Consider the following 25,218-nt stretch of genomic DNA (forward strand, 5'->3'; position numbering starts at 1 on the left):
TGTTGTTATTGTTTTAACGCTACTTTTCGACGATGGCGGTAATGCCCAGCCCGCCCGCCGCGCAGATCGAAATCAGGCCACGCCCGCCGCCATTTTCATGAATGGTTTTGGCCAGCGCCGCCAATTGCCGGCCGCCGGTCGCCGCAAACGGGTGACCACAACCCAGCGAGCCGCCGTTGACGTTCATCTTGCTGCGGTCGATGGCGCCCAGCGGTGCGTCCAAGCCTAGTCGCTCGCGGCAATAATCGGCGTCTTCCCAGGCCTTGAGTGTGCACAGCACCTGGGCGGCAAACGCTTCATGGATTTCAAAGAAATCGAAGTCGGCAAAGCTCAAGCCTTCGCGTTTGAGCATCCTCGGTACCGCGTAGGCCGGGGCCATCAGCAGGCCTTCGTTGCCGTCGACAAAATTCACCGCCGCCGTCTCGCCGGTGCGCAAGTAGGCCAGCACCGGCAAGCCGTGTTCGGCGGCCCAGGCTTCGCTGGCCAGCAGCACCACCGAGGCGCCATCGGTCAGCGGCGTGGAGTTGCCTGCCGTGAGCGTGCCGTTCTGGCGGTCGTAGGCGGGCGAGAGGCCCGCGAGCTTTTCCAGGCTGGCGTCGGCGCGCAGGTTATTGTCGCGCGCCAGACCTCGATAAGGGCTGATCAAATCGTCGAAAAAGCCGCGCTTATAGGCCGCATCCAGGCGTTGGTGACTGGTCAGGGTCAGCTCATCCTGGGCCAGGCGCTTGATCTGCCAGCGCTTGGCCATTTCTTCACAGTGTTCGCCCATGGACAAGCCGGTGCGCGGCTCGCCATTGCGCGGCAGCAACGGCTTGAAAAACATCGCCGGGCGCACCTTGAGCAACGCCTTGAGCTTGTCGCCCAAGCCCTTGGCACGATTGGCCGCGAGCAAGGTATGGCGCAGGGCTTCGTTGATGCCGATGGGCGCGTCGGAAGTAGTATCGGAACCACCGGCGATGCCGACGTCGATCTGGCCCAGGGCGATTTTATTCGCCACCAGCAACGCCGCCTCCAGGCCGGTGCCGCAGGCTTGCTGCACATCGTAGGCCGGCGTGTCCGGCGATAACGTGGTGGACAACAGCGACTCACGCGCCAGGTTGAAATCCCGCGAGTGCTTGATCACCGCGCCGGCGGCGAACTCGCCCAGGCGCTGGCCGTGCAGATGGTAGCGGTCGACCAGACCTTGCAACGCGGCGACCAGCAAATCCTGGTTGCTGTCGTGGGCATACACGGTGTTGGAGCGCGCAAACGGGATACGGTTGCCGCCGATAATCGCCACGCGGCGAACCGGGGCCGGGTTGAAGCTGTAGTCACTCATCAACGGCTCTCTTTCCAAATAAATAAGCCACGCATATGCGGTTTATCACCGGCCGCATTGCGCACCTCGAACTCACGGCGCGGGCCGCTCACCGGGCGGTTCCACAGCGCGACCTGGCCGGGCAGGAAGATCGGCAGCTTGAAGTCGCAATGGGCCTCAGCCGCCTCCAGCCCTCCGGGCGGTTGCTGCGCGGCCAATGCGCGGCCAAGGGTCCACATGCCGTGGGCGATGGCACGGCGAAAGCCGAAGATCTTGGCGCCGATCACCGAGGTGTGAATCGGGTTGAAATCCCCCGAGACCTTGGCAAACCGTCGGCCCAGGTCGGCAGGCAACACCCAGCGCTGGGTGCGCAACAGGCCGTCCTCCTGCAGCGGCAATACGTCGTCCCACGGTTCGCCGACCGGGTCTTTCACGTCGCGGCGCAGGTACAGGCTGTCGCTCTCCCACACCAGCGCGTCGGCGCTGTAGGCCCGCGTGGCAATACTCAGCGCCTGGCCCTTGGGATGCGCCACCCAACGCTCGCAAAACACCTCCAGGCGCAAGGCCTGCGCCTCGTGAAGGCGCTGGTGCTGACGAATGCGATTGGCCAGGTGCACCATGCCGCTGGCTGGGTACGGGAAGCTCGGCCGCGTCAGCAACATCAAGTGCAACGGGAACGCCAACACATGCGGGTAAGACAACGGCACGCCCTGCTCGCGGCGAAAACCACAGGCGCGCCCATACGCCGCGATGCCGCTGGCCGACAGTTCCACCGCCGCGCGCACCAGCCGTGCGTTGGGCAGTTGCGGCGCAGCGTCGAGTTTGGGCTTGCGCAGCGCGCGCACGCCGTCCAGCAGCAACTGGGTGCGCGACGGTGGCGGGTCGATTATCTGCGTCACGTAGTCCATGGCTCAGGCCCCCAGCAGGCTTTGGCCGCACACGCGTACGACTTGGCCATTGACCGCGCCGGACGCCGGGTGCGCCAGCCAGGCAATCGTCTCGGCCACATCAATCGGCTGCCCGCCCTGGGACAGCGAATTCATACGCCGCCCGGCCTCGCGAATCATCAGCGGAATCTTGGCCGTCATCTGCGTCTCGATGAACCCGGGCGCCACGGCATTCACCGTCACCTGCTGCGCCGCCGCCACGGGCGCCAGACCTTGCACCAGGCCAATCACGCCAGCCTTGGAAGTGGCGTAGTTGCTTTGCCCGAGGTTACCGGCAATGCCCGAAATCGACGACACGCACACGATGCGCCCACCAGGATTGAGCCCTTGGCTGTGCAGCAACGCATTGCTCAGTTGCAACGGCGCTTCCAGGTTCACCGCCAGCACACTGCGCCACGCCGCCTCGGTCATCTTGGCGATGGTTTTGTCGCGGGTAATGCCGGCGTTGTGCACCACCACGTCGAACGCGCCGTACTGGCTGACATGCGCCTGCAACAGCGCGGCCGCGTCCGTGGCAGTGATGTCCAGCGGCAAGGCGGAGCCGTTCACGCTGCTGGCGGCTTGCTGTAACGCGTCCTGGGCTTGGGGCACGTCGACGCACACCACGTGGGCGCCCTCGCGGGCCAGCACCTGGGCGATGGCCAAACCAATGCCACGGGACGCGCCGGTGACCAGGGCACGGCGGCCGGCGAAGGGTTTGTCCCAGTTGACGGTTGGGTGGCCGTCCACCGGTTTCTCCAGGCGCACCACTTGCCCGGACACATAGGCCGAACGGCGCGACAGAAAGAAGCGCAGGCTGCTGTCCAGGGCGTCTTCGGCGCCCGGCGCGACATAGAGCAATTGCACGGTGATCGCCCGGCGCAGCTCCTTGGCCAGCGACCGCACCAGGCCTTCAAGGGCGCGTTGGGCGATGGCTTGGGGCAAGTCCTGGCAATGTTCCGGCGCCGTGCCGAGCACCACCACGCGGCCATGCTGGCCGAGGCGTTTGGCATTGGCGTGGAAAAACACGTAAAGCTCATCGAGCTGCTGCAGGTCGAGCACTGCGGTGGCGTCGAACACCGCGCCTTGCACCTTGACCGTGGACGGCGCCTTGACGGTGGCCGGGGTGGCGGCGACCGTGTCGGTGGCGGCGAAAATCTGCTGCACCTGCGCGGTCAGCCGCCCTGCCCCGGCGACAATCACCGGGTTGGCGAGGCCCTGTTGGCCGCTGCGATAACGTTGCAGCGGCAAGGGTTGCGGCAGGCCGATGGCCTGGGCCAGGCGCCGGCCCCAGGGGGAATTGACGAAAGATAGGTAGCTGTCACTCATAGTAAGAATTCACTCACAACCGTGTCTTGCCGTGTAAACCCGCCCCTCTGTGGGAGCTGGCTTGCCTGCGATGGCGGTGTGTCAGGTAAACCGCTATCGCAGGCAAGCCAGCTCCCACATTTGAGTCGGGTTTCTCCTAGTTGACCGAGGCGTTTTCGCTTTGGGGGGTGCGGCGTTTGGCCTTGGGCTCAAGAGCCTGTTGACGCTGCTGCAACGCTTCCAGCAAACCAAAGTCCTGCGGGAAGTCGTCGACCTGGATACCGTGGTCGGCGTATTCCACGTAACGGCCGAGCAGGCTGTCTTCGTCGTCGCTGATCAGGTCCAATGCCCGCGCCTTGACGCGCCAGCCGGTGAAGGCCGTGGCGGAAATCGGCATCGGCTCGATCAGGCCTTGCTTGACGGCGGACTTGAGCCGGGCGTCGATCAGCTCGACTTGCGGTAACAGGCGGAAACCCAATTCGCCGTAGGCCAACTTGTCGATTTCCGGCCGTGGGATGTAGGAATTGGCCAGCAGGCGGTCGCGGGTTTCACCGGGGGTTTGCACCACGTCGGCCACTTGGGCGAGCAAACGATCCGACGGTTTGCGCAGTGGGATACCCAATGGGAAACTCAAGCCGCGCACCACGGCTGCAGCGGCTTTCGACGGGTAATTATCCAGCACTTCGGCCAGGGCTTCATGGGCCCGCAGCAACGCATCCTGGGCCGACCAGTGCACCAATGGCAGGTCGGCCTGGGGCCGGCCGTCATCCTCAAAGCGCTTGAGCACGCAGGACAGGATGTACAGCTGCGACAGAATATCGCCCAGGCGCCCGGTGATACTTTCCTTGCGCTTGAGCGCGCCGCCGAGCACGCCCATGGACACATCCGAAATCAACGCCAGCACCACGGAGAGCCGATTGGCCTGGCGGTAGTAAGGCGCCAGCGCCGGGTCGGTCTTGGCCGGGGCGGAAAGCAAGCGCCCGCCGGTCAGCGAGTGCACCGCCGCACGTACGGTATTGGCCAGTACGAAACTCACATGGCCGAACATCGCGCTGTCGAAGGCTTCCAGCGCCTGGCGCCGGTCCGGGTTGCGCGCGGCTTCCATTTCGCGGAACACATAAGGATGGCAGCGAATCAGGCCCTGGCCAAAGATGATCAGGCAGCGGGTCATGATGTTCGCGCCCTCCACCGTGATCGCAATCGGGCTTTGCTGGTAGGCACGGGCGAGGAAGTTGTTCGGCCCCATGCAGATGCCTTTGCCGGCAACGATGTCCATGCCGTCGTTGACGATGATCCGCGCACGCTCGGTGACGTGGTATTTGGCGATGGCCGAGATCACCGAGGGTTTCTCCCCCGCATCCAACGACGCCACCGACACCTTGCGCACCGCATCGCAGGCATACAAGTGCCCGGCCATGCGCGCCAGCGGCGCCTGCACGCCTTCGAACTTGCCGATGGGCAGGCCGAACTGTTTACGCATCGCCGCGTAGGCGGTGGTGCCGCGTACCGCAACTTTGCCCAGGCCGACGTTGGCCGATGGCAACGAAATCGCGCGCCCGGCGGCCAGGCATTCCATCAGCATGCGCCAGCCGTTGCCGACTTGTTCACGACCACCGATCACCCATTCCAGCGGAATAAACACATCCTTGCCGGTGGTCGGTCCGTTCTGGAACACAGCATTCAGCGGCCAGTGACGACGGCCACTGTTCACACCGGGATGGGACGTCGGGATCAGCGCGCAAGTAATCCCCAGCGAACCGGGCGCACCCAGCAGACCGTCCGGGTCTTCGGCGCGAAACGCCAGGCCGAGCACCGTGGCGATCGGGCCAAGGGTGATGTAGCGCTTGTCCCAGGTCACTTTGAAACCCAGCACTTCCTCGCCTTCGTGCAGGCCTTTGCAGACAATGCCCAGGTCCGGAATCGCCCCGGCATCGGAGCCCGCGTACGGGCTGGTCAGCGCAAAGCACGGGATGTCTTCACCGCGCGCCAGGCGTGGCAGGTAGTAATTGCGTTGGGCATCGGTGCCGTAATGCAGCAGCAGTTCGGCCGGGCCCAGGGAGTTGGGCACCATCACCGAAATCGCCGCCGCCGAGCAGCGCGTCGACAGCTTCATCACCACCTGCGAATGCGCATAGTGGGAGAAGCCTTTGCCGCCGTACTGCTTGGGAATGATCATGCCGAGAAACCCGGCATCCTTGGTGTATTGCCAGCCTTCGGGAGACATGTCCTGCCAGACCTGGGTGGTTTCCCAGTCGTTGGCGATGTCGCACAGCGTCTCGACCTCGTTGTCGAGGAAGGCTTGTTCCTCGGCGCTGAGGCTGGCCGGTGCGGCTTTAAGCAGGCGGTCCCAGTTGGGTTGGCCGCTGAACAGCTCGGCGTCCCACCACACGGTGCCGGACTCGATAGCCGCGCGTTCGGTGTCAGACATCGCCGGCATGATCGTACGAAACAGGCCCAGGGCCTTGCTGGTCAATAACGCGCGACGCAGCGGTTTGATCGCCAGCAGCAACGCGGGGGCCACCACCAACAGCGCCGCGACGGTGGCGCCCAACCCTGCGACCACATTCAACAGATAACCAACCGCCAGCCAGATCACACCAGCGCCGAGCCACAGGGTGGCGGTGGCTTGTCGGTACGCCAGGGCAATCGCTGCTGCGAAACCCGCCAATAACCAGATAACCATGGGGATACCTCTACTTGATCCAGGGTACGGCCTACACGCCGGCCGCTCGGCCTGAGCGGGGGCGTAAAGCCACACTACGAACTCAAAACAAATAATTCAAATTTTATTTTGAAATATTTATTTAGTTCGTTGACGAAAAAAATCGACGGCCAGTAACTCAGCCGCACTTATCAGCCATGAAAACATCGCAACCGGCCGCACTCGCGTCCGTAATCAAGCGCCTACAAGGTGAAGGCAGCCAGATGCGCTGACTGCCTTCACCGTCGTGCGAACAACGTTAGAACTTGTACGTCGCGGACACGCTAACCACATCACCGGACGATTCAGCCTTGCCGTCCAGGCTTGCGCCCCCCAGGCGATCTACGTTCTTGGTTTTCAGCTTGACCTCCTGTACGAACTGGTGGGAATAGGCCACATCAAAACTCAAGCCCTTAACCTGCTTCACATCGTAGCCGGCCCCGAGGGACAGGAACGTACGATCACCATCCGGGATCCGCGGGTCACGGGTAGAGTTGCGGGTCGGCGTCTGGTCCAGTGCGACACCCGCACGCAATGTCAGCTCGTCAGTGGCGCGAAAGTCGCCCCCGAGTGAGTACATCCAGGTGTTTTTGTAGTTATAGGGAATCGAAACAATGGTCATGTCGCCGGACTTCAGCGTCAGGTCCTTGAACGACGACCATTCGGTCCATGTGACGCTCGCACCCAGCGTGAAGCGATCGTTGAACTGGTGCACCCAATCCAGGCCTGCAGTGGCTGGGATGTCTAACTGAGTACTCGCATGGGCGCCGTCAGGTTGTAATTCCAACCCGGGATAAGCGGTGTTTACCAGCGTGCCGCTACCGCCAAACGGGCTCGGTTGAGTCATAAGGTTGTAGGAAAACTGATCGGCACGAATGTTGTACTTGCCGGTCATCTTGTTCTTGATCTTGGCGTGGTAGTTCAGACCCAGCGTATCTCGATCAGTCGGTTTCCAGACAACGCCGGTAAACCAGCCGGCCGATATGTTATCGACCTTCACGCGCATCAACGCGCCCCCCACATCGGACGGGAAATTGATACCGCCCAGTACAGAGTTGGACACGGCAGCGGCGGACAACAAGTCGATGTTCTGGCTGACGAACCCCTTGCTGTGCTGCACGATCACGCCACCGCCAAGGGAGAACTGATCGTTGACCTTGAACGACAGGGAGCCCGTCAAACCTACGGTCTCAATTTTGGTGTCGACAGCAAAATCACGCAGCTTGGAGTCTTCATTCCAGGTGGAGCGCATGCCTTGTGGTACGACCTGGCTCAAACCGAAAGCGAAGCGGTCGCCCAAAGGCATCACCATGAAACCCGTTGGCAACCAGGCCGTGAACCCACCTTGCCCACCATCGTTGTTATTGACGGTGGTGGCGGACGTATCAGGGAAACCATCGGCCAACGGGGTATTGGAAATCGGATTGCCCGCGTAGTCGGAAGCGGTGCCTTTGTACTTGATCTTGATGCGCGCGTAATCAACGGTCATCTGTGCGACGTTCTGGTCCACGAACGCCATGGCCGCCGGGTTGTTGAACGCAGAACTGGGGTCATTCTTGAACAGCGAGCCACCGGCAAACGCCCTGCCCCAGCCGGGTGCGCCGTAAGTCGGTGTCGAGAACCCGCCGGCTTGCACGGGGGCAGCAACTATGACCCCTCCCATCAACGCCAACCCCAGCAAAACCTGCACCTGTTGTTTTTTATTATTCATGCGGCACTCCTTATTGTTATTTCACTGAACCAGCGCCAGCCGGCTCGTCTTGCTGCTTGGTTCGCCCGGTGAGGGCGTTGTTTCAAAACCGCAATGCCTCGATCCCTCTCACGGAGTGAATGTGCAGGCAGCGTCGCCCGCCTCTGGTAAACAGACGCCCCACCTGGGGCGCCTGTCTTTCAACGGGTGATCAGCCCTTCGTTCTCAAGCTCCCTCAAGGCACAATGGTCAGCGCTGGCGAAGGAGTAACGCTCAGGCTTACTACGGTGCAACTGCCGGACAATGTCTGGTTGGAAGCGGTCAGTACGCCACCGCTGTAACCCACTGCAATGGTGGAAGGGCCGCAGTTGGAGGCTGGGTACAGAACCGACGCGGCGATGGTGTAACCCACATTGGTGACGGAGCCCGCTGCCGGAGCAGTGGCAGTCAGCGTCCAAGGCAAGCCGGTGATTTTTGGCAGGCTGCACAGTCCACCACCGGTCACCGCAACACCCGTGATTTTTGCAACACCGGTGGCATCGACATTGCCGGTAAACGTTGCGCCGCAGTTAACAGTGGCTTGGAACGAGGACGGCGACTTCACCGAAATAGTACCGGGTGCAGTAAAGCTGGTATTCACCGGGCTGATGCTATAGGCATTGGCCATCGAAGCAGCACCCATGCAAACAGTCAGAGCAGTCAACGACACGAGAGTTTTCAAGCTTTTCATTGTTTTTCCTCACATGTTATGGCGATTCATTTCGCCAGGGGGTAATGGCCATGATCGAGAGGTCACGGTGAAACTGCAGAACTTCCCTTTCCAGCCAAATCTCAATTCAATTACCGCACTGTTTATTCCACAACTTTGAAGCTCGGCGGCATCTTGATCGACACCGTCTTGATCTTGCAGTCTTCGCCAATCGGCACATTCACGGCTTCCAACTTGCCGGTGGCGTTATCCCAGGTGCCGTCGGCGGTTGAAGGGCCGCACTTGCCGCCTAAACCGAACGCATGCACGTCCACACTGATCTTTGACATGGACCCGCTCTTGGTATCTTTGGCAACTAATACCCACGGCAAGTTGATGGCTTCGACGCGACTGCATTTAAGGCCGCCGTCAAATTCAACTTTATCGACATTCACCGACGCACCATCGGCGGCGACTTTACCCGCAACCTTGATGGTGCAGTCGGCGCTGATCAGTGCGCCCTTGGAAAAGCTGATCGGCCCCTGGGCAGTAAAGGCGCTGCCGGCAGGTTCGATGCGGGCGGCCTGGGCCTGGTGGTAAATAATCAGGCCCAGGGCGGCCAAAATAACGTGAGCGGTGAACGAGGCAGGGCTTTGCATAATGTACGTCCTTCCCTTGAAATTATTGTTGTAGGGTCAAACTTTGCGGTACTCAGTTCGGTAAACCGTGGGCGATAAAACCCTGCGCAATACTCAGATTGCGAGTACGCCCACTGCTGTTTAAATCAGATTAAAACGGCCTGGCACTGTTGCTGTATTTCTCCAGGTACTTCAAGCGTTGTGACGGCTGAAGATTAGTCAGGGTGATATCCCCGGCGTAATGATTAAGTACCCGGTGGTCCATGCGCCGGCGCCACAAGTACGGCACATAGGCCCAGACAATCATGCTCGCGTAACCGTAAGGAAGTTGCGGCGATTCATCAAAGTGGCGCAACGACTGATAACTGCGCGTGGGGTTGGCATGGTGGTCGGAATGCCGTTGCAGTTGGAACAGAAAGATATTGGTGACAATACGGTTGCTGTTCCACGAGTGCCGCGGCGAACAACGTTCATAACGGCCATTGGGCAACTTCTGGCGTTTCAGGCCGTAGTGCTCGACGTAGTTCACCACTTCCAGCAACGAGAACCCGTAGATGCCCTGGATGATCAGGAACGGAATCACCGCCGCGCCCAGCCAGGCAATCATCGCGCCCCACAACACCACGCTGTACATCCAGGCGCTGAGCACGGCGTTCTTCCAGTGCAACGCCGGCAGGCCGAGTTTGCGCAGGCGTTCACGCTCCAGGTTCCAGGCCGACGTGGCGCTGAACCACACCGAGCGCGGCAGGAACGCCCAGAAACTTTCACCCAGACGCGAACTGGCCGGATCTTCCGGGGTTGCCACGCGGACGTGATGGCCACGGTTGTGTTCGGTGTAGAAGTGCCCGTAGAAGGTCGGCGCCAGGGTAACTTTGGCCAGGAACACTTCCAGCGGCTTGGGCTTGTGCCCCAGTTCGTGGGCCGTGTTGATGGCGATACCGGTGGCGGCACCGGTGGACATCGCCATGCCCAGGTAAGTGAAACCGCTAACCTCGCCGTGCAACTCGGTACGTGCGGTAATAAACGCAGCGGTCTTGGCCAGCCAGCTCGACGGGTCGAGGGTTGCGGTGGCGTTGAGCAGGCCGCCGTTGATGATCCAGTCGATACCGCCGGCGGCCAGCCAGCCGGTGATCACCACCGAGGCGATCACAAACACCACGCCGGTGTAGACGATCCAACGATAGTAGCGTTGCGATTCGAGGTTGCTGACGGCGGATTCGGGCGGGTTACTGACGTCTTCACCGAGCAGGCCGTCGATCAACGGGATAAAGCCGAAGATGATCAATACGCCGACCCACCACAGTTGCTGCACGCCGGTGGTGATGGCCAGGGCGCCGGAAAGCAACGGGGTAGCCAAAGGCATGATGCCCAGCCACCACAGGTGACGTTTGCCGTCGGTCCAGACGGTCGGGGTTGCCAATGTCTGATTCATGGCAGCCTCCGAACGAGACAGATTAGAGAGGCGATAAAAGGCGTTTTTTTCATTATTTTATTCGCTCTTAAGCTCTTCAAAAATTGTTTCAAATTAGACATTGAAATAATTTTTTAAATAAATAGCGCGGAATCGTTAGGTCGTCAACTAGTTTCTCGAAGGCTTTTCGACGTGACCAGGCAGTCTCTTTTTCAGCCGTTTGGTCAGGTGTCTAGAGCAGGCATCGACGCCGTTGAACCGCGAATCGGATAGCACAGTTATTTACTCGCCAGGGCAAACGGCGGGTGCAACAGCGTGGCGCTTTCGGCTGGGCGCACGCGCTTGGCCACCTGCTCCACCACCGCCACCACACGCTCTGTGGCGGTGATCGGCAACATATGCCCGCGGCCCTCCACCACCTGCAGCTTGAGCCCCGGCACCTTGCTCGCCAGGGCCTGGCCGTGCTTCTGGAAGTCCAGCACCTTGTCGCGCGCGCCATAGATCAGCCCGATCGGCAGAGTCAGTTGCGGGTAGCGCTTGACCATGTCCGGCAAGTGATCGTTGACCGTGTTGATCTCGGTGGAGGCGGCATAGAAGTTGTGCGGGCGCATACCCAGCAGCCCGCCACCGCGCGTGGCGAAGTCATCTGGCGCGGCATCCGGGGCGAACACGCCTTTCACCACCGCGCTGCGGGTCAGCAGGCCCACGGGCATGGTCAGGGTGTGTGACATCCAGCGCCGCAACAGGGCCGGGCGCACGGCCAAAGACAGAAACACCGCCGGCAGCATGCGCTGCGGATGGGTCAGCGGCGCCACCAGGATCAACCCGGATACTGCCTGCGGGTGATCAAGCGCCAAGGCCAGCGCTATCGCGCCGCCGAGGGAATGGCCCAGCACCAAGGGTTTATCCAGGTCCAGCGTCTTGATAAACGCCGCGATTTGGCGGGCCTGGGCCGGCAAGTCTGCCGCCGTGCCCGCCTGCCGGGTGGAATAGCCGGAGCCCGGACGGTCCAGCGTGATCACGCGAAAGCGCTCACGCAACTGGCCGGACAAGGCATACGTCAGGTTACGACTGCTGCCCATCAGCCCGTGAATCATGACCAGCGGTGGGCCTTTACCTTCCTCGACATAATGAAAGCGCTCGCCATCGACCTCGACGAAACGCCCGTTGATCGGCACGCGGGCTTCTATGCGCCGTGTCATCCAGGCACTGAAGCCCCATAACACGGCACTCGCGCCGACCAGTACTCCCGCAGCGACAACCCATTCAACAGCCATAGCTCGGTCCTCTGCTTCCCTGCCGCTGGCGACCTGACCGGTATTGATCAAGGCCTCAGCCATCGTCCACACCCTGGACCTAAACTGCCTGCATACGGTGCGCGTCCGTCGGACAAATCGCACATGCGGAACAAGGTCCTAGCGTAGGCGAAATTTTCAGGTAGATTATTTAAAATCTTTTTTAAAATAATTAATTCATTTTTCCTTTGCAATGGTGTTCTATCTAAAAGACAAAACAAAAACAGGAGCACATCGATGCCCACGAGGGACAACCCATGAATGCCCACAGCGATTCCATCGACATCGCCATCATCGGCTCAGGTTTTGCCGGCCTGTGCATGGCGATCAAACTCAAGGAAGCCGGGTTCACCGACTTCTTTATCGCCGAGCAGGCCGACACCCTCGGCGGCACCTGGCGTGACAACCACTACCCAGGCTGCGCCTGCGATGTGCAGTCGCATGTGTATTCGTTTTCGTTTGCGCCCAACCCGGACTGGACGCGGCAGTTCGCACCGCAGGCGGAGATCCGCGCCTACCTTGAACAATGCGCGCAACGTTTCGGGCTGGCGCCCTACCTGCGCTTCGGCATGGGCCTTGAACGTGCGGTGTTCGATGAACAGCAGCAGCGCTGGCAACTGCGCTTCAGCGATGGCCGCCAGGTCAGCGCGCGGGTGCTGGTGTCGGGCATGGGCGGCTTGTCGCGCCCGGCGCTGCCGGATATTCCAGGGCTGGACAGTTTCAAGGGCAAGCGCTTTCACTCCCAGCACTGGGACCACGACTATTCATTGAAAGGCAAACGCGTGGCGGTGATCGGCACCGGCGCCAGCGCTATCCAGTTCGTGCCGCAGATCGCCCCGCAGGTGGCGCACCTGGACCTGTTCCAACGCACGCCGCCGTGGATCATGCCCAAGCCCGACCGCGAAATTTCCCGCCTCGAACGTTGGGCCTTCAAGCACCTGCCCTTCACCCAGCGCCTGGTGCGCGGGGCGTTTTACTGGGCGCTGGAAGGCCGCGTGGTGGGCTTTGCCCTGCATCCTCGGCTGATGAAGATGGTGCAGAAAATTGCCCTGCGGCACCTGCGCAAACAAGTGGCGCGCCCTTCCCTGCGCAAAACCCTGACGCCGGACTACACCATCGGCTGCAAGCGCGTGCTGATCTCCAACGACTACTACCCGGCGCTGTCGCGCAGCAATGTCGAAGTCGTAACTGACACCGTGCTGCGCATCGAAGCCGATGGCGTGATCACCGCCGACGGCATCAAACACCCGGCCGACTGCCTGATCTTCGGCACCGGCTTCCAGGCCACCGACCCGCTGCCGCGCGATTGCATCATCGGTCGCGATGGCATCGACCTGATGGACGCCTGGCGCGACGGTGCCCACGCCTACAAAGGCACCACCGTGCCGGGCTATCCGAACCTGTTTTTGATCGTCGGGCCGAACACCGGCCTTGGGCACAACTCGATGATTCTGATGATCGAGGCCCAAGTCACCTACATCCTCGATGCGCTGAAGCACATGCAGCGCCAGCGCCTCGCCACGGTCGACGTCAAACCGGCGGTCGAGCTGGCCTACAACAGCCGATTGCAGGACCAGCTCAAGCGCACCATCTGGAACACCGGCGGTTGCCAGAGCTGGTATCTGGACCCGCGCACCGGCAAGAACACCACGTTATGGCCCGGCTCGACCTGGCGCTTCAAGCAGGTCACGCGGCATTTCGCGCTCAAGGACTACCTCACCGAGCCGTTGCCCACGCCCACCCCGCGCCCGGTTGCGGCGCCCCACTCCAGCGTAGAAGGCAGCCTGTCATGAAATCATTCAACGGCCGCGTGGCGGCCATCACTGGCGCAGCGTCCGGCATGGGGCGCGCCCTGGCCCTGGCCCTGGCGCGCGAAGGTTGCCACCTGGCGCTGGCAGACAAGAACAGCCAAGGGCTGGAACAGACCGTGGCGCTGATCAAGGCCTCGACGCTGGCCCCGGTGACGATCACCACCCAGGTGCTCGATGTGTCCGACCGCCAGGCCATGCAGGACTGGGCGGCGCGCTGCATGGCCGACCACGGCCAGGTCAACCTGATCTTCAACAATGCCGGCGTGGCGTTGTCGAGTACCGTTGAAGGCGTGGACTATGCGGACCTTGAGTGGATCGTCGGCATCAACTTCTGGGGCGTGGTGCATGGCACCAAGGCATTTTTGCCGTATCTGAAAGCCTCCGGCGATGGCCATGTGATCAACACCTCCAGCGTGTTCGGCCTGTTCGCCCAGCCCGGCATGAGCGGCTACAACGCAACCAAGTTTGCCGTGCGCGGCTTTACCGAAGCCCTGCGCCAGGAACTCGACCTGCAACGCTGCGGCGTGTCCGCCACCTGCGTACACCCTGGGGGTATTCGCACCGATATCTGCCGCAGCAGCCGCATCGACGCGAACATGACCGGCTTTTTGATCCACAGCGAGCAACAGGCCCGCGCCGACTTCGAAAAGCTGTTTATCACAGATGCCGACCAGGCTGCCAAGGTCATCCTGCACGGTGTGCGCAAGAACAAACGCCGCGTGCTGATTGGCCGCGACGCGTACTTCCTCGACCTGCTCGCTCGCTGCCTGCCCGCCGCGTATCAAGCCCTGGTGGTGTTCGCCAGCAAGCGCATGGCGCCCAAACCTCGCGCGCCGGTGTTTGAAACCAACGACGAACCTCGTCTCTGAACAGGAGCACCTGAAATGCTGCCCATCCGTCGCGACATCCGCTTTGCCTTGCCTGCCGAGCGCATCAAGGACTGGCATGAACAAGGCCCGTTCATCACGCATTTCTTCAATGCATTGTCACTGCTGTTTCCTCAAGGCGAGCTGTTTTTCATGGACAGCGTGCGCCACTACCGCCAGCGCATCGACGATCCCGAACTGAAAAAAGAGATCCAGGGGTTTATCGGCCAGGAAGCCATGCACAGCCGCGAACACGTGGCCTACAACGACCACTTGCAGGCGGCCGGCCTGCCGGCGCACACCCTGGACCGGCGTCTCAAATTCATCCTCGACCTGCAGAAAAAACACCTGCCGCCGTCGTTCAACCTGGCAGTGACCATCGCCCTTGAACATTACACGGCGATGCTCGCGGAAATCCTGCTCAGCGACCCCACGCGGTTTGGCGATTCACTCAAGGGCTACCAGCAAATGTGGTACTGGCACGCCCTCGAAGAAACCGAGCACAAAGCCGTGGCTTACGATGTGTGGAACCGCGTGATCAAGCCCGGGCCAGGGCGCTATCTGCTGCGCACCGGCACCATGCTGACCACCACCCTGTTCTTCTGGCTGGTGGTGTTTGATTATCACGTGCGCCTGCTGATCGCCGATCGCAAGGCCGGCGGGCACCTGAAGGGCTTCTGGCGCATGCTCAAGTTTCTGTATGGGCCCAAAGGCGTGTTCCCACGCATGGTGCGGCCGTGGCTGCACTACTTCAAACCGGGCTTTCACCCCTGGGACCACGACAACCGCGCGCGCCTGGCGCGGATCGAAACGCTGGTGGAGGAAATCGAGCAGACCCAGCGCGAATACGCCGCGCAGGCGGTTTAAACCTGGGCCGCCGCGCGTTCGCGCACAAAGCGTTGCAACTGGTCGGCGGGCAGCGCCTTACTGAAATACCAGCCCTGAATGAACAGCTCAGTGCCGGTATTCAAGAACGCCAACTGCTCGGCGGTCTCGACGCCCTCGACCACCACGCCCAGGTTCAGCGCCTCACAAAAGCGCAGCATGCCGGTCAGCACCTGCGCGCCCTTGGGGTCGCGCTGGGCCACCACAAAACTGCGGTCGATCTTGATGAAGTCCACCGGAAACTGGTGCAGGTAACTCAAGGCGGAAAAACCGGTGCCGAAGTCATCGATATACACTTTGGCACCGATGGCCTGCAGTTTATGCATGGTCTGGCGCGTGGCCTGGATATCACTGACCAAGGCGTCCTCGGTGATTTCCACCGACACCTGGCCATGGGCCTGGGTGAGGATCTCCACCAGCCGATCACCGTAGGCCGCATCGGTCAGGGTGGCGCTGGAAATATTGATGGTCATCGGCAAGGCAAAGCCGCTCTTGCGCCACGTCTGGTACTGGCGCACCGCCTGGGACGCCACCCACACATCCACGTCCGGCATCAACCGCGCCTGGGCCAGCCACTGCAGGAACTCCCAGGGCGAATGCACCGTGCCCTGGTTGTCCCGCGCACGCATCAGTGCTTCGCAACCAGTGCACAGGCCGGTGCGCGTGGAGATTTGTGGCTGGAATTCGAGGTAGAACTCGTAATCGCTGATCTGCTGGATCCGGCTTAACTCCACGGCCTGGCGGGCCACGCGCTTGTGCGAGGCCAGCACCGGGTCCAGTTCCAGCAGGCGGCCTTTCTCTTCGAGGCCGCGAAAGGTCATGTCCAAGGATTTGAGGTACACCGTGCCGCCTTCGCTGGCCTGCCGATGAATCGCGCGCACATACGGCGCATACACCAACGTGCCGAGGCCCAGCAACGCCAGTTGCAGCACCACCGCCGCCACGTCGCCATGGGTGCTGAGGTAGGCGTTGAGCAGCACCGGCGCGGTAAACGGCACACTGGCCACCGCCGGTGACACCCACCCCACCTGCACCACCATCAACGCCAGCAGCGTGTTGACGGCCGGCACCAGTAGAAACGGAATGAACAAGCGCGAGTTGAGAATAATCGGCAAGCCGAACAACAGCACCTCACTGACGTTGAACAGCGACAGCGGCAAACTGGCCATCGCCAGCAAACGCATAGGCTGGCTCCTGGAAAACAGCAGGAGCGCCAACAACAGGCACAACGCGCCGCCCGAGCCACCGATAAACGCGAAACTGCCGAGCAAACCGCTGTTGAGCAGGTACTTGACCGGCTCACTCGCAGCGGATGCGCTGGCGTTCAGCACCACGGCCTGGTCCAGCACATCGAACAACGGCTGCATGGCATACACGCCATGAATACCGAAAAACCACAGCAGCGAATTCATCAAGGTCACAAACACACCGCTGCCATACGGCGATTGCAGCGCATCGAGCACCTGCGGCCCCTGCAGTTGCGCCACATAGGGAATCTGCAACAGCAACGACAACAGCACCACCAGGCACAGCGCCGTGATGGCGCCCGGCACCACCATATTGATGGTGCCGCGCAGGTTATGCCCGACCAGGTCCGCGTTGACCAGCCGGGTCCAGCGAAAGCGGTGCAGCCAGGCCATCGCCGGCACATTGAGCAGCGGCGAGGCAATCGCGATAAACAACATGAACGTGGCCGACGCCCGTGGGTACTCACGCAAGACAAACGTGGCGACCATCACATGGGCCAGGCACAGGAAGGCCACCGGCAATTGGGGCAGGCGGTGCTGGATCGCCAGCATGTAACCAATCGAGGCAGCCACCAACAGCGGGATCACCGAGCTGATCTGGTTGTGCAACCCGGACAGAAAGGCCACCACCTGCGGATCGAACCCCAGCACCTTGGCGCATTCAGACAAGATCAGGAAGCCGGCCGACACCAGCAGGCACGGCAAAATCCACAACAAGCCTTCACGGATCGCGCGCAACGATTCGGTGCTGGCCAAGGCCGCCAGACGCTGCGTCAGGAACAGTTTGAACAGCGTTTGCGCCATGACCAATCCCTCTGCGCCCTCGATGGGCAAGCCCGAAAACCCGCGTTAACGCTACACGCCCTGATAGCCTGCGCGAAAGACTTTTGCCGCACCGGCGGGTAATTATTCCGCTAACCTGTGGCTCGTTCGGGGCACGGCCCCCTTTAATTAATTCACCCAAACGGGAGCAAGCCCTTGTCAGAACCCGGTGATAACCACCAGCGTGCGCTGGACCGATTCTTGAGCGAACATCCGGACGTGGCCACGCAGCTGGACACCCTCAACCCCCTGGCCGCGCAGGCCAAAGGCGAAACCCTGGCGCAGTACCGCGCCGAACGCCTGCACGAAGCCTTTGAAGCCGAAGCGGAACGCCAGAACCTGTTCGCCTGGGAACTGACCCTCAAGTTGACCGCCGACTCCGCCGAAGCCTTCGAAGCCCAGCGCCTTGAGGTGCACAAGGAAGTCGCGCAGATGGCGGGGTTGAGCTGGGCTGAATACTGTCAGTTGCATGGTTTGGCGGGGTAAGGTTTTTGCTACAGGTACCAGGCACGTCGCGCGCACCCCAGCGCCTCGCGCAATTCGGCAACGGTGAGGGTTCGGCGCTCAGGGTCAACCGCCAGGGCGGCGCGTAACGCCGGCCAGCACTGCCTGGGCAGTTGCCGAGGGCGCGCCAGTGTGTGCCTGGGCTGCTGTTCGCCAAGGCGTTTGCCTTGGGCCAATTCGTAAACAATGCACGCCACGCCATACAGGTCGGCGGCAGCGGTCAACGCGCCGCCCGCCAGCAGTTCCGGGGCGGCGTAAGCGCGGGTCCACGCCTTAAAACGGTTGCGGCTCAAACTCGGCAAACCTGCCGCCACCTGCGCCTGAGCAAGGCCCAGGCCAAAATCGAACAGGCGAATGCCCTCCTCGCTCAGCATGACGTTGGCGGGTTTCACATCGCCGTGCAGCACATTTCGCTGGTGGGTATAAACCAGCGCATCCAGCAACTGCAAGACCATCGGCTGCAGCTCTGGCCACGACAAGCCCCCCGGACACTCCAGCAGCAGTCGGTCCAGGGTCACGCCGTGTAGCAACTCCATGGTAAAGAACGCCGTACGGCTGCCGCTGTCGACCTCGAACGAAAATGCCCGGACCACGCAAGCATGGCGCAGGCTGCGGGTCGTCGCGAACTCGCTGTACAGCAGCACATGGGCGTCAGGGCACGCAGCAAAGGCCTCGCCCAGCAGTTTGAGGGCGACGCTGGAACCGGGCTCGCCAAACTGCTCGTGCAACAGGTCTCGGGCGCGATACACCACGCCCATGCCGCCCCTGCCCAGCTCGCGCTCCAGGTGATAGCGCCCGGCGAGTAAACCGGGTGGGGCCCAGGTTTCACTCATGGCTGTACCACCACTGCGGTCAAGTCATCCCGCGCGGGTGTGCGTAACACCATCGCAAATAACCGCTCTACCACTTGCTGCGGCGTCCCCTCGCTCAACGCGCGCCCCAGTTGCTGATGGCTGAGTGCCTGATACAAACCATCGCTGCACAACAGAAACACATCGCCCGGCTGGGTGTTGAGCTCCAGCCTCTCAAGCCGCAATGACGTGCGCGCCCCAATCGCGCGGGTCAATGCCCTTGCATCCGGGTGTGCCTGGGCTTGCGCCAGGCTCAATCGGCGCTCAGCCATAAGGCGTTGAAGCAGCGAGTGATCCCTCGACAACTGGTACAGACGCTGCCGGCGCCAGAGGTAACAACGACTGTCTCCCGCCCACACGCAGGCCGCCCGGCCCTCTTCAAGCAGTAACGCCACGACGGTACTGCCCATCGTGGCATCGGCGCTGGCGGTGGATCGCGCGGTCGCACTCCCTAGCCTCTGGTTGACACTTTGCAAACGTTGCTGAGCGGCCTTGACGCGTTGGTCCAGGCTTCCCTCAACCGTTAACGATGCAAGGCTGCTGATCACCCATTGGCTCGCGACATCACCGTCGCGGTGCCCGCCCATACCGTCCGCCACGGCCCAGCAGCCATTCTGCGGGCAGTCCAGAAAGGCATCTTCGTTACGCGCCCTGGCCTCGCCCCGTTGCGTTCGCCCGGCACTGCGCCACTGAAGGTGCAGGGCCTTCACAGTTGCTCCGGCAGGCGGAAAGTGCGCCATGCCTCCATGTCAAACGGGCTGGGAGTGCGTTGGCTGGTGAGCAGGTAATTGGCGCGCAAACCGGCGAGGTCTGCCTTGTACAGCTGCGCACTGCGTCCACTGGCGGGTTCTTTTTGCAATAAGTCGAAAAACCTGAAGAGCGACCAGGCCCCAGTGTTTTTCTCGATACCCAATGGCCGTTGTTCGGCGCCTCTTTCCAGTACCAGGCTGCTACGACCATTGTCCGCGTCGGTGGGCCACTCAAACGCCATGCTCACGATCGGACCATGGCGATACTCAAGCTGCTTCTCGCCAAAACGCAGGGTCGCGCGACTGACCGACTGATCCAGGCTATAGGGCGCCAGGGTAAATCGAACAGACAACCCACTGTTGCTCTCGGGGAAGAAAGCGCGACGGATGACCTGAGCTTTCGTCAGTTGCTCCAGCAATGAGCGCGATATCGGCAAGCTATGGCCATCCAGCCCTCGCAGCCGGTAGCGGTTGCCGTCAGCACTGATGAAAGGCCGCAGATAGGCCTCGTAAAAGCCCGCCATCACACCATTGGGCTTGAAGAACTCCTGAAAATCATGAAGTGCAACCTCGCTGGTCGCGTGGGCCTCGAAGGGGTACCGCTGGCGAATCGCTTTGGCGTAGAGGCCGTGCACCTCGCTTTGGTAGCGTTGATTGACATGCACATAAGCCCCTTCCAGCAAGTGGCGCCAACTGTCGTCAGCCATGCCCTCAAACCAGCCGGCGAGCGGCAACGGCAGACGCGCAGCGGCATCGCGCAGGCTGCCCAACGCATCCTGCTGCCCCTCCATTCGCCGCTTGACCCGCTGGAAGGCCGCCTGCTCAGGCAAGTTCTCCCGATTCAGCGCAGTGAATTGCAAGTGCAATTCGTCGAGCACGCGCAATGCCTGGGTCAACTCCACACCGGGGTTCTGCTGTTCATCAAGCAGTTGGTGCAACGGTTCAAAACGCCGTTGCAGCGCACGCCGCGCAGTGTCTGGAACCGCCGCCACCCGCCCATCGGCCAGCACCGACTGCACCCGTTCGCCGGCCTCACCGACCGCGGGGGTTAACGTGCTCAACAGTTGCGGGGCGGGCAGCAAACGTGTGTTTTCACGCAGTGACAGCAATAACTGCAGCAACGGTGACTGGGCCGATGTCAGGCTCGCCAGCTGTTCGGCATCCTGCTTGAGGCTGTCAGTGCGTTGCAGCTTGACCTGCCCAAGGGCTGCGCTCCAGACATCGGCATACTCACTGAAATAGCGCTGGTGCAGTTCCGCCATCAGCCGGCGCAACTCCATGGCACTGAGGTCGGTGCTCTGCCCCAGTACCCAGTTGTCCTGCGCGATGGCGTTCACCAGCCTTGGGCCTTGCGCCTCGAAGTACTGCACATAGCGTTTTGAATAGAAACCGGGAATCGGTGGGTCTATACCCGCGAACACCTTGCCCTCGGCCAGACGCACAGGCTCCAGGTTGCGCGATTGCTCACGCAGGGCGCGGTAGACCGCATCGGCCAGCGACTCACCGCGCAGTTTTTCCCGCGCGGTGGCTACAAGCGTTTCATCGAGTGGTGCTGCAAACGGTTGCTTGAGCAGACGTGCCAAGTGTTCATTCAGGCGCCTCTGCGCCGACGCATCGCCCACATGACTCAAGGACCATTGGTCTGCCACCCGCTGCGCCAGCCATGCGCTGTCTCGGCGCTCACGCAGATTAAGCATCAGGTATGCACGCAGGTGGTCCAGCAGCTGTTCACGGTCCCCCAGGCTTGCGCGCACCTGCTCTTCGAGCTGTGCCGTTATCTGCGCCAGTAACGGTGTCAGCAGGGCCTGCTCATAGGCGCGGGTCAGTGGTGGGCGGCTCGCCTCACCTGGGTACAAGCCGGCGCGCTCAATAAACGTGACGTCCGCAACCGGCGCAAACACCTGCGTCGCCGCCCAGCGCGCATCCAACAGCGCCAGGGTCTGGTGAATATCCGGCACAGTGGGCGACGGGTGTGCGAGCAATGTTGCCAATTGCGCCAGGCGCTGTTGGTTGACTGAATAACTGTAGGCCCAAAGCCACCCGGCGCCACCGATCACACCCGCCATGGCCAGGGCCTGCATCCCCAGGCGCCGACGAATGCGCCGTTGCTCCGTGGCCTGCAGCCCCGCCAGACCCGCCTCAGTGAAGATCACCCGACTGAACAAGCCCTGGACGAAGTGGCTGCGCCTGTCGCCGGCACAGGTCAAATAGAAGCCGCGCAGCCCCTTGATCCGCTGGTAACGGTGAGCGGAAAAAGCCGACTCGACAAACAGGCACAAACGCTCGCCGAGCTGCGCCGCGTGCTGAGGGAAATCCAGCATACGACCCCGACGGTCAACATTGCGCTCCTGGTGCAATCGCGTCATCAGCTCAGCGCTCAAACCTTGCAGCAGCGCCTCGAACGCCTGGCGCACCTGTGTGACCTCAATGCCCGCCGCACCCGGGTCGAGGAACTCGCCCAGCACGCTTTCAGCGTCCTCTGCCAAGGAGGCGTCGAAGAATTCGGCAAACCCCGGTACCCGATCAGCCTGAGTCAGCACCAGGTACACCGGTACATCCACGTGCAATGTCTGCTGCACTTCCTGCAAGCGTGAATGCACACGGCGAGCATGGAGGTCCAGATCGTGCTCATTGCCGCTCAACAGCGCGTCTACCGATAACGTCACCACCACACCATTGAGTGGGCGTACTCGACGCCGCAACCTGAGCGCACTCAACAGTGTCGACCAGCCCGCGGCATCCACCACACTGTCGGGTTGCGTCAAGTAGCGCCCCGGCGTATCGATGAGTACGCCTTCGTCGGCAAAATACCATTCGCAATGTGCAGTGCCGTGCATCGCCCTCGCCTCAACGTGATCCAGCGGCGACTGCAAACCAGCCGCGGCCAATAAATGCGTTTTGCCGCTGGCAGGCCCGCCGATCAACAAGTACCACGGCAAGTCATTGCGCCAACGTGCGTTGTGCCCTGCGTAACGCCGTGAGGTTTTCAGGCGCTGAACCGCCTCCTTGAAGCGACCACGTACCTGTTTCTGCTCATCTTGCGCCCCGGCCGAAGACGGCTGGCAAACCTCACGTTCAGGACTTCCGGGCGTGCTCGCACGGCGGCCACCGGCAACGACCATCGCCAGCCCCCACAACAGAAACAACGCGCAGAGGGTGACCAGTCGAGCCGTCTGGCTTTGCCAGAAGCGGTAATCATCCACCGCCAGCAACGGCCCGGCGCACCACACCAACACTGCACAGGAAAGCACCAGCAGCAAGCTCCAGACCCAAAACCTGCCCAGCACGGTGCTCGCGCTCTTAAAGAATGCGTTCATTCATTGCTCCCAGCGTTTACAAGGGCGTCTGAGTCGGTGCCGACGCCGAAAATTGAAGGGGTTGCAGCGTGGTCGTGACCTCGAGGCCCAGCTTCCAGGCAAACCCTGCGTACATCGCCAGCACACAGGTCAGGGTGAAGACTGCGAGCCACGCCGTTGAAATCACGCGTAATCGCCCACGCCGTGCGCGCCCCGCCTTGACCGGCGGCACACGTTGCCGGGTGGGTTCACCGCGCACTTGCCGTATCTGTCGATACAAGGCGTCGCGGACGCTCTCGAGCTGCGATGCACCGCGTTCCATGATGCGGTACTTGCCTTCGAAACCGATGGACAGGCACAGGTACATCAGCTCCAGCATCGCCAAATGCTTGACCGGATCGCGGGACAGCCGCTCCAACAGCTGGAAGACTTTTTCACCGCCGAAGGTTTCGTTGTGAAAGCGACTCAACAGGCTCATCTTTGACCAATCGCTGCGATTACCCCAGGCCGTGGTGACCACGGCCTCATCGACGACGCTGCACAGCACGTAGCGCGCCGACATGACCTGGCTGGCCTCGACACCGCACTGCAAGGCACGGGCTTCAAATTGAGTGACCGCCGCTGAGAGTCGATCGTTGACCGTGCCCAGGCTTTCGCGACCGGAGCAGCCCTTGAGCTCAATCACTTGCGACAATACAGCCGATGCTGCAGCGACCAGTGGATTGAGACCAACCTTGAAGCCTTGCGCGTCGTGCAGGCGGGCCGCGTAGATCATCCGATCTTCCAATTGCTCAAAGCGCGGCGGCGCGGGGAAGTCGGTTATCGGCCCCTGTGCCGGGCCACGGCCTTCATGGTCGAGCAATACGGTTTTTTCGTCCTGCGGGTATTCACTGTCCATAGTGTTCAGTTCCTGATGGCCCAGAAGTTGAGTTCAAGCGCTGAAAATTCACCGCCGACATGGAAGGCAAAACCGCCCGACTGCTGCAACTGCGTGATATCGCGGGCATTCAGATCGAGCATGAAATAGGTTTTTGCGGCATGGAACGGAAGCTGTCGCGGCGCCACCGGCAGTGGCTTGACCTTGATACCCGCCAAGTGCAGGTTAACCAGCTCGCGTATGCGCTCCACCGGGCCGACCTTCAGATGGGCCGGCAGGCGATGACGCAACTCCTCCGAATCACACTGCGCCGTGGCCGCGAGAATGAAGGTTGCCGTGCCCAGCAGCTTCAGGTCGCTCACCGGGCAGACCAGCACCCCGTATTGGCGTTGCTGCAGTGGCAGCTCAAGGGCGTGCTGCTCCAGGACCATCGACAGCACGTCTCGAACGCCCGCCATCAGCTCACGAAAACTCTCACTCTGATCGCCATGCCTGTAGCGTACGTCCAGCTGCGCGCGCTTGCTGGCGCTGGCGAACGTTGATAACTCACCCACCATCGACAGCAGCGCTCGGAACAACACATGCGGGCGCACCTGGGCCTGGCTCAAGTAGTGGCGCAGCTCCAGTTCGGTGCGATTGATCAGTTGCAACATCAGGAAGTCGCCAATTTCCGAGCCTGCTGCCACACCGTCGCCGCGCATACGCGCCGCAATGGCGTCCCCGCGACTCGCCAACAGGCTGATGACTTCCTTGAGGCACGATGACAGATAGGCGCTGCCCTGCAGAAAGATGAAGGTCGGTGTGAAATCCGTGTCCAAGGTCACGCCGCCTTCATCGGAGGCGCTCACTACCTGCGCGACCTTGAGCTTGATCAAGCCATGGTCACTGGGCTGGTCTCCCAACAGAAGACGCAGATCAGGGCGTGCGCAATTGATGCGTAATCGAGAGTCGATGCCGGCGTTCGAATCACCCACCTCAACCTCACAGGCCAGGTAGCGTGACAGGACATCGACCTGCTGCTGCTCGCGGACCTCGACCTGGTTGCCGGTGGCCAGCGGCAACGCCAGATAAATCGCTTGCTTGCCCGAGTTGGCGGGCACCTGCAGGACCAAGGGTTCCATCGTCCCACCCAGCTCGAACAGGCTGCCGTCCGGCAAAACGCCAGAGGCCTGGTTGACCACTACCTTGCCAAAATTCAAGTACTGCACGTCCAACTCAAGCGTGAGGAAACCCCAGGCGTCCGTGTCGAGCAACCGAACTTGATTGAGCTGCTGCTGGTAATACCGGTCGTTGTGCTGGAAATGCTGTGGCCTGAGCAACATGCCTTCCTGCCAGATGACTTTATGAATCGGCATA

At 61.6% G+C, this 25,218-nt stretch carries 19 protein-coding genes; 4 read left to right on the forward strand and 15 right to left on the reverse strand.

All coding sequences use genetic code 11. From position 1 onward, the window contains the following. Positions 1 to 19 precede the first annotated feature (19 nt). The 9 genes from L8I05_RS25005 to L8I05_RS25045 form a co-directional block, all read right to left on the reverse strand. On the reverse strand, positions 20 to 1,318 hold the full coding sequence (locus L8I05_RS25005) for an acetyl-CoA C-acetyltransferase (protein ID WP_242172142.1): 1,299 nt from the start codon (positions 1,316 to 1,318) through the stop codon (positions 20 to 22). Further along, complete coding sequence (locus tag L8I05_RS25010) at positions 1,318 to 2,205, reverse strand: MaoC/PaaZ C-terminal domain-containing protein (RefSeq protein ID WP_242172144.1); 888 nt, start codon at positions 2,203 to 2,205, stop codon at positions 1,318 to 1,320. The genes L8I05_RS25005 and L8I05_RS25010 overlap by 1 nt, the downstream gene beginning before the upstream one ends. 3 nt (positions 2,206 to 2,208) lie before the next feature. Further along, positions 2,209 to 3,552 (reverse strand): 3-oxoacyl-ACP reductase, encoded by a 1,344-nt coding sequence (locus L8I05_RS25015; RefSeq protein ID WP_242172152.1) that lies wholly within the window; start codon positions 3,550 to 3,552, stop codon positions 2,209 to 2,211. 136 nt (positions 3,553 to 3,688) lie between these two features. Then, on the reverse strand, positions 3,689 to 6,214 hold the full coding sequence (locus L8I05_RS25020) for an acyl-CoA dehydrogenase (RefSeq protein ID WP_242172154.1): 2,526 nt from the start codon (positions 6,212 to 6,214) through the stop codon (positions 3,689 to 3,691). Positions 6,215 to 6,491: 277 nt separating this feature from the next. Then, positions 6,492 to 7,943, reverse strand: a complete 1,452-nt coding sequence (locus tag L8I05_RS25025) for an outer membrane protein transport protein (protein WP_242172172.1) — start codon at positions 7,941 to 7,943, stop codon at positions 6,492 to 6,494. A gap of 214 nt (positions 7,944 to 8,157) precedes the next feature. Then, the gene (gene praB / locus L8I05_RS25030) at positions 8,158 to 8,652 is read right to left on the reverse strand and encodes an alkane oxidation protein activator PraB (RefSeq protein ID WP_242172183.1); all 495 of its coding nucleotides are present in this window, start codon (positions 8,650 to 8,652) and stop codon (positions 8,158 to 8,160) included. A gap of 122 nt (positions 8,653 to 8,774) precedes the next feature. Then, entirely contained in the window at positions 8,775 to 9,269 is a 495-nt protein-coding gene (gene praA / locus L8I05_RS25035; RefSeq protein ID WP_242172185.1) for an alkane oxidation protein activator PraA, read from the reverse strand. Between the two features lie 130 nt (positions 9,270 to 9,399). Further along, the gene (locus L8I05_RS25040; RefSeq protein ID WP_242172187.1) at positions 9,400 to 10,680 is read right to left on the reverse strand and encodes an alkane 1-monooxygenase; all 1,281 of its coding nucleotides are present in this window, start codon (positions 10,678 to 10,680) and stop codon (positions 9,400 to 9,402) included. Positions 10,681 to 10,937: 257 nt separating this feature from the next. Beyond that, entirely contained in the window at positions 10,938 to 11,936 is a 999-nt protein-coding gene (locus L8I05_RS25045) for an alpha/beta hydrolase (protein ID WP_242172198.1), read from the reverse strand. A gap of 275 nt (positions 11,937 to 12,211) precedes the next feature. Between L8I05_RS25045 and L8I05_RS25050 the strand changes: the two genes are divergently transcribed. The 3 genes from L8I05_RS25050 to L8I05_RS25060 are packed head-to-tail and all read left to right on the forward strand — an operon-like array spanning position 12,212 to position 15,498. Then, entirely contained in the window at positions 12,212 to 13,747 is a 1,536-nt protein-coding gene (locus tag L8I05_RS25050; protein WP_242172200.1) for an NAD(P)/FAD-dependent oxidoreductase, read from the forward strand. Beyond that, positions 13,744 to 14,634 (forward strand): SDR family NAD(P)-dependent oxidoreductase, encoded by an 891-nt coding sequence (locus L8I05_RS25055; protein ID WP_242172203.1) that lies wholly within the window; start codon positions 13,744 to 13,746, stop codon positions 14,632 to 14,634. Before L8I05_RS25050 ends, L8I05_RS25055 begins: the two co-directional genes overlap by 4 nt. A gap of 15 nt (positions 14,635 to 14,649) precedes the next feature. After that, the gene (locus L8I05_RS25060; protein ID WP_242172205.1) at positions 14,650 to 15,498 is read left to right on the forward strand and encodes a metal-dependent hydrolase; all 849 of its coding nucleotides are present in this window, start codon (positions 14,650 to 14,652) and stop codon (positions 15,496 to 15,498) included. Here L8I05_RS25060 and L8I05_RS25065 read toward each other — a convergent pair. Continuing rightward, the gene (locus tag L8I05_RS25065) at positions 15,495 to 17,567 is read right to left on the reverse strand and encodes an EAL domain-containing protein (protein ID WP_242172207.1); all 2,073 of its coding nucleotides are present in this window, start codon (positions 17,565 to 17,567) and stop codon (positions 15,495 to 15,497) included. The genes L8I05_RS25060 and L8I05_RS25065 overlap by 4 nt on opposite strands. A 174-nt stretch (positions 17,568 to 17,741) precedes the next feature. Between L8I05_RS25065 and L8I05_RS25070 the strand changes: the two genes are divergently transcribed. Further along, entirely contained in the window at positions 17,742 to 18,071 is a 330-nt protein-coding gene (locus tag L8I05_RS25070) for a DUF6388 family protein (protein ID WP_242172214.1), read from the forward strand. A gap of 8 nt (positions 18,072 to 18,079) precedes the next feature. On the opposite strand, the gene L8I05_RS25075 is transcribed toward L8I05_RS25070, so the two are convergent. From L8I05_RS25075 to tssK, 5 genes are read right to left on the reverse strand one after another with little or no spacing between them, the layout of a single operon-like run. Then, positions 18,080 to 18,922: a serine/threonine-protein kinase gene (locus L8I05_RS25075; protein ID WP_242172237.1), complete on the reverse strand. Its 843-nt coding sequence runs from the start codon at positions 18,920 to 18,922 to the stop codon at positions 18,080 to 18,082. Beyond that, positions 18,919 to 19,641 (reverse strand): PP2C family serine/threonine-protein phosphatase, encoded by a 723-nt coding sequence (locus L8I05_RS25080; RefSeq protein ID WP_242172856.1) that lies wholly within the window; start codon positions 19,639 to 19,641, stop codon positions 18,919 to 18,921. Before L8I05_RS25080 ends, L8I05_RS25075 begins: the two co-directional genes overlap by 4 nt. A 5-nt stretch (positions 19,642 to 19,646) precedes the next feature. After that, the gene (gene tssM, locus L8I05_RS25085; RefSeq protein ID WP_242172246.1) at positions 19,647 to 23,006 is read right to left on the reverse strand and encodes a type VI secretion system membrane subunit TssM; all 3,360 of its coding nucleotides are present in this window, start codon (positions 23,004 to 23,006) and stop codon (positions 19,647 to 19,649) included. A 16-nt stretch (positions 23,007 to 23,022) separates the two neighbouring features. Further along, positions 23,023 to 23,883: a type IVB secretion system protein IcmH/DotU gene (gene icmH / locus L8I05_RS25090; protein ID WP_242172272.1), complete on the reverse strand. Its 861-nt coding sequence runs from the start codon at positions 23,881 to 23,883 to the stop codon at positions 23,023 to 23,025. Between the two features lie 5 nt (positions 23,884 to 23,888). After that, complete coding sequence (tssK, locus tag L8I05_RS25095; protein ID WP_242172275.1) at positions 23,889 to 25,217, reverse strand: type VI secretion system baseplate subunit TssK; 1,329 nt, start codon at positions 25,215 to 25,217, stop codon at positions 23,889 to 23,891. Between the last annotated feature and the right edge of the window lies 1 nt (position 25,218).

Origin of the sequence: Pseudomonas sp. MONT-RG-20F-20-E-7-02 (assembly GCF_022662395.1) — a bacterium.
Classification (GTDB): domain Bacteria; phylum Pseudomonadota; class Gammaproteobacteria; order Pseudomonadales; family Pseudomonadaceae; genus Aquipseudomonas.

What these genes read in the sequence shown, in the direction of transcription:
- L8I05_RS25015 (WP_242172152.1), bottom strand. Translation starts at nt 3,552, where the DNA reads ATGAGTGACAGCTACCTATCTTTCGTCAATTCCCCCTGGGGCCGGCGC.
- L8I05_RS25060 (WP_242172205.1), top strand. Translation starts at nt 14,650, where the DNA reads ATGCTGCCCATCCGTCGCGACATCCGCTTTGCCTTGCCTGCCGAGCGC.
- L8I05_RS25045 (WP_242172198.1), bottom strand. Translation starts at nt 11,936, where the DNA reads ATGGCTGTTGAATGGGTTGTCGCTGCGGGAGTACTGGTCGGCGCGAGT.
- L8I05_RS25075 (WP_242172237.1), bottom strand. Translation starts at nt 18,922, where the DNA reads ATGAGTGAAACCTGGGCCCCACCCGGTTTACTCGCCGGGCGCTATCAC.
- L8I05_RS25010 (WP_242172144.1), bottom strand. Translation starts at nt 2,205, where the DNA reads ATGGACTACGTGACGCAGATAATCGACCCGCCACCGTCGCGCACCCAG.
- tssK (WP_242172275.1), bottom strand. Translation starts at nt 25,217, where the DNA reads ATGCCGATTCATAAAGTCATCTGGCAGGAAGGCATGTTGCTCAGGCCA.
- L8I05_RS25005 (WP_242172142.1), bottom strand. Translation starts at nt 1,318, where the DNA reads ATGAGTGACTACAGCTTCAACCCGGCCCCGGTTCGCCGCGTGGCGATT.
- L8I05_RS25065 (WP_242172207.1), bottom strand. Translation starts at nt 17,567, where the DNA reads ATGGCGCAAACGCTGTTCAAACTGTTCCTGACGCAGCGTCTGGCGGCC.
- L8I05_RS25050 (WP_242172200.1), top strand. Translation starts at nt 12,212, where the DNA reads ATGAATGCCCACAGCGATTCCATCGACATCGCCATCATCGGCTCAGGT.
- L8I05_RS25025 (WP_242172172.1), bottom strand. Translation starts at nt 7,943, where the DNA reads ATGAATAATAAAAAACAACAGGTGCAGGTTTTGCTGGGGTTGGCGTTG.
- praB (WP_242172183.1), bottom strand. Translation starts at nt 8,652, where the DNA reads ATGAAAAGCTTGAAAACTCTCGTGTCGTTGACTGCTCTGACTGTTTGC.
- icmH (WP_242172272.1), bottom strand. Translation starts at nt 23,883, where the DNA reads ATGGACAGTGAATACCCGCAGGACGAAAAAACCGTATTGCTCGACCAT.
- L8I05_RS25040 (WP_242172187.1), bottom strand. Translation starts at nt 10,680, where the DNA reads ATGAATCAGACATTGGCAACCCCGACCGTCTGGACCGACGGCAAACGT.
- L8I05_RS25055 (WP_242172203.1), top strand. Translation starts at nt 13,744, where the DNA reads ATGAAATCATTCAACGGCCGCGTGGCGGCCATCACTGGCGCAGCGTCC.
- L8I05_RS25020 (WP_242172154.1), bottom strand. Translation starts at nt 6,214, where the DNA reads ATGGTTATCTGGTTATTGGCGGGTTTCGCAGCAGCGATTGCCCTGGCG.
- praA (WP_242172185.1), bottom strand. Translation starts at nt 9,269, where the DNA reads ATGCAAAGCCCTGCCTCGTTCACCGCTCACGTTATTTTGGCCGCCCTG.
- tssM (WP_242172246.1), bottom strand. Translation starts at nt 23,006, where the DNA reads ATGAACGCATTCTTTAAGAGCGCGAGCACCGTGCTGGGCAGGTTTTGG.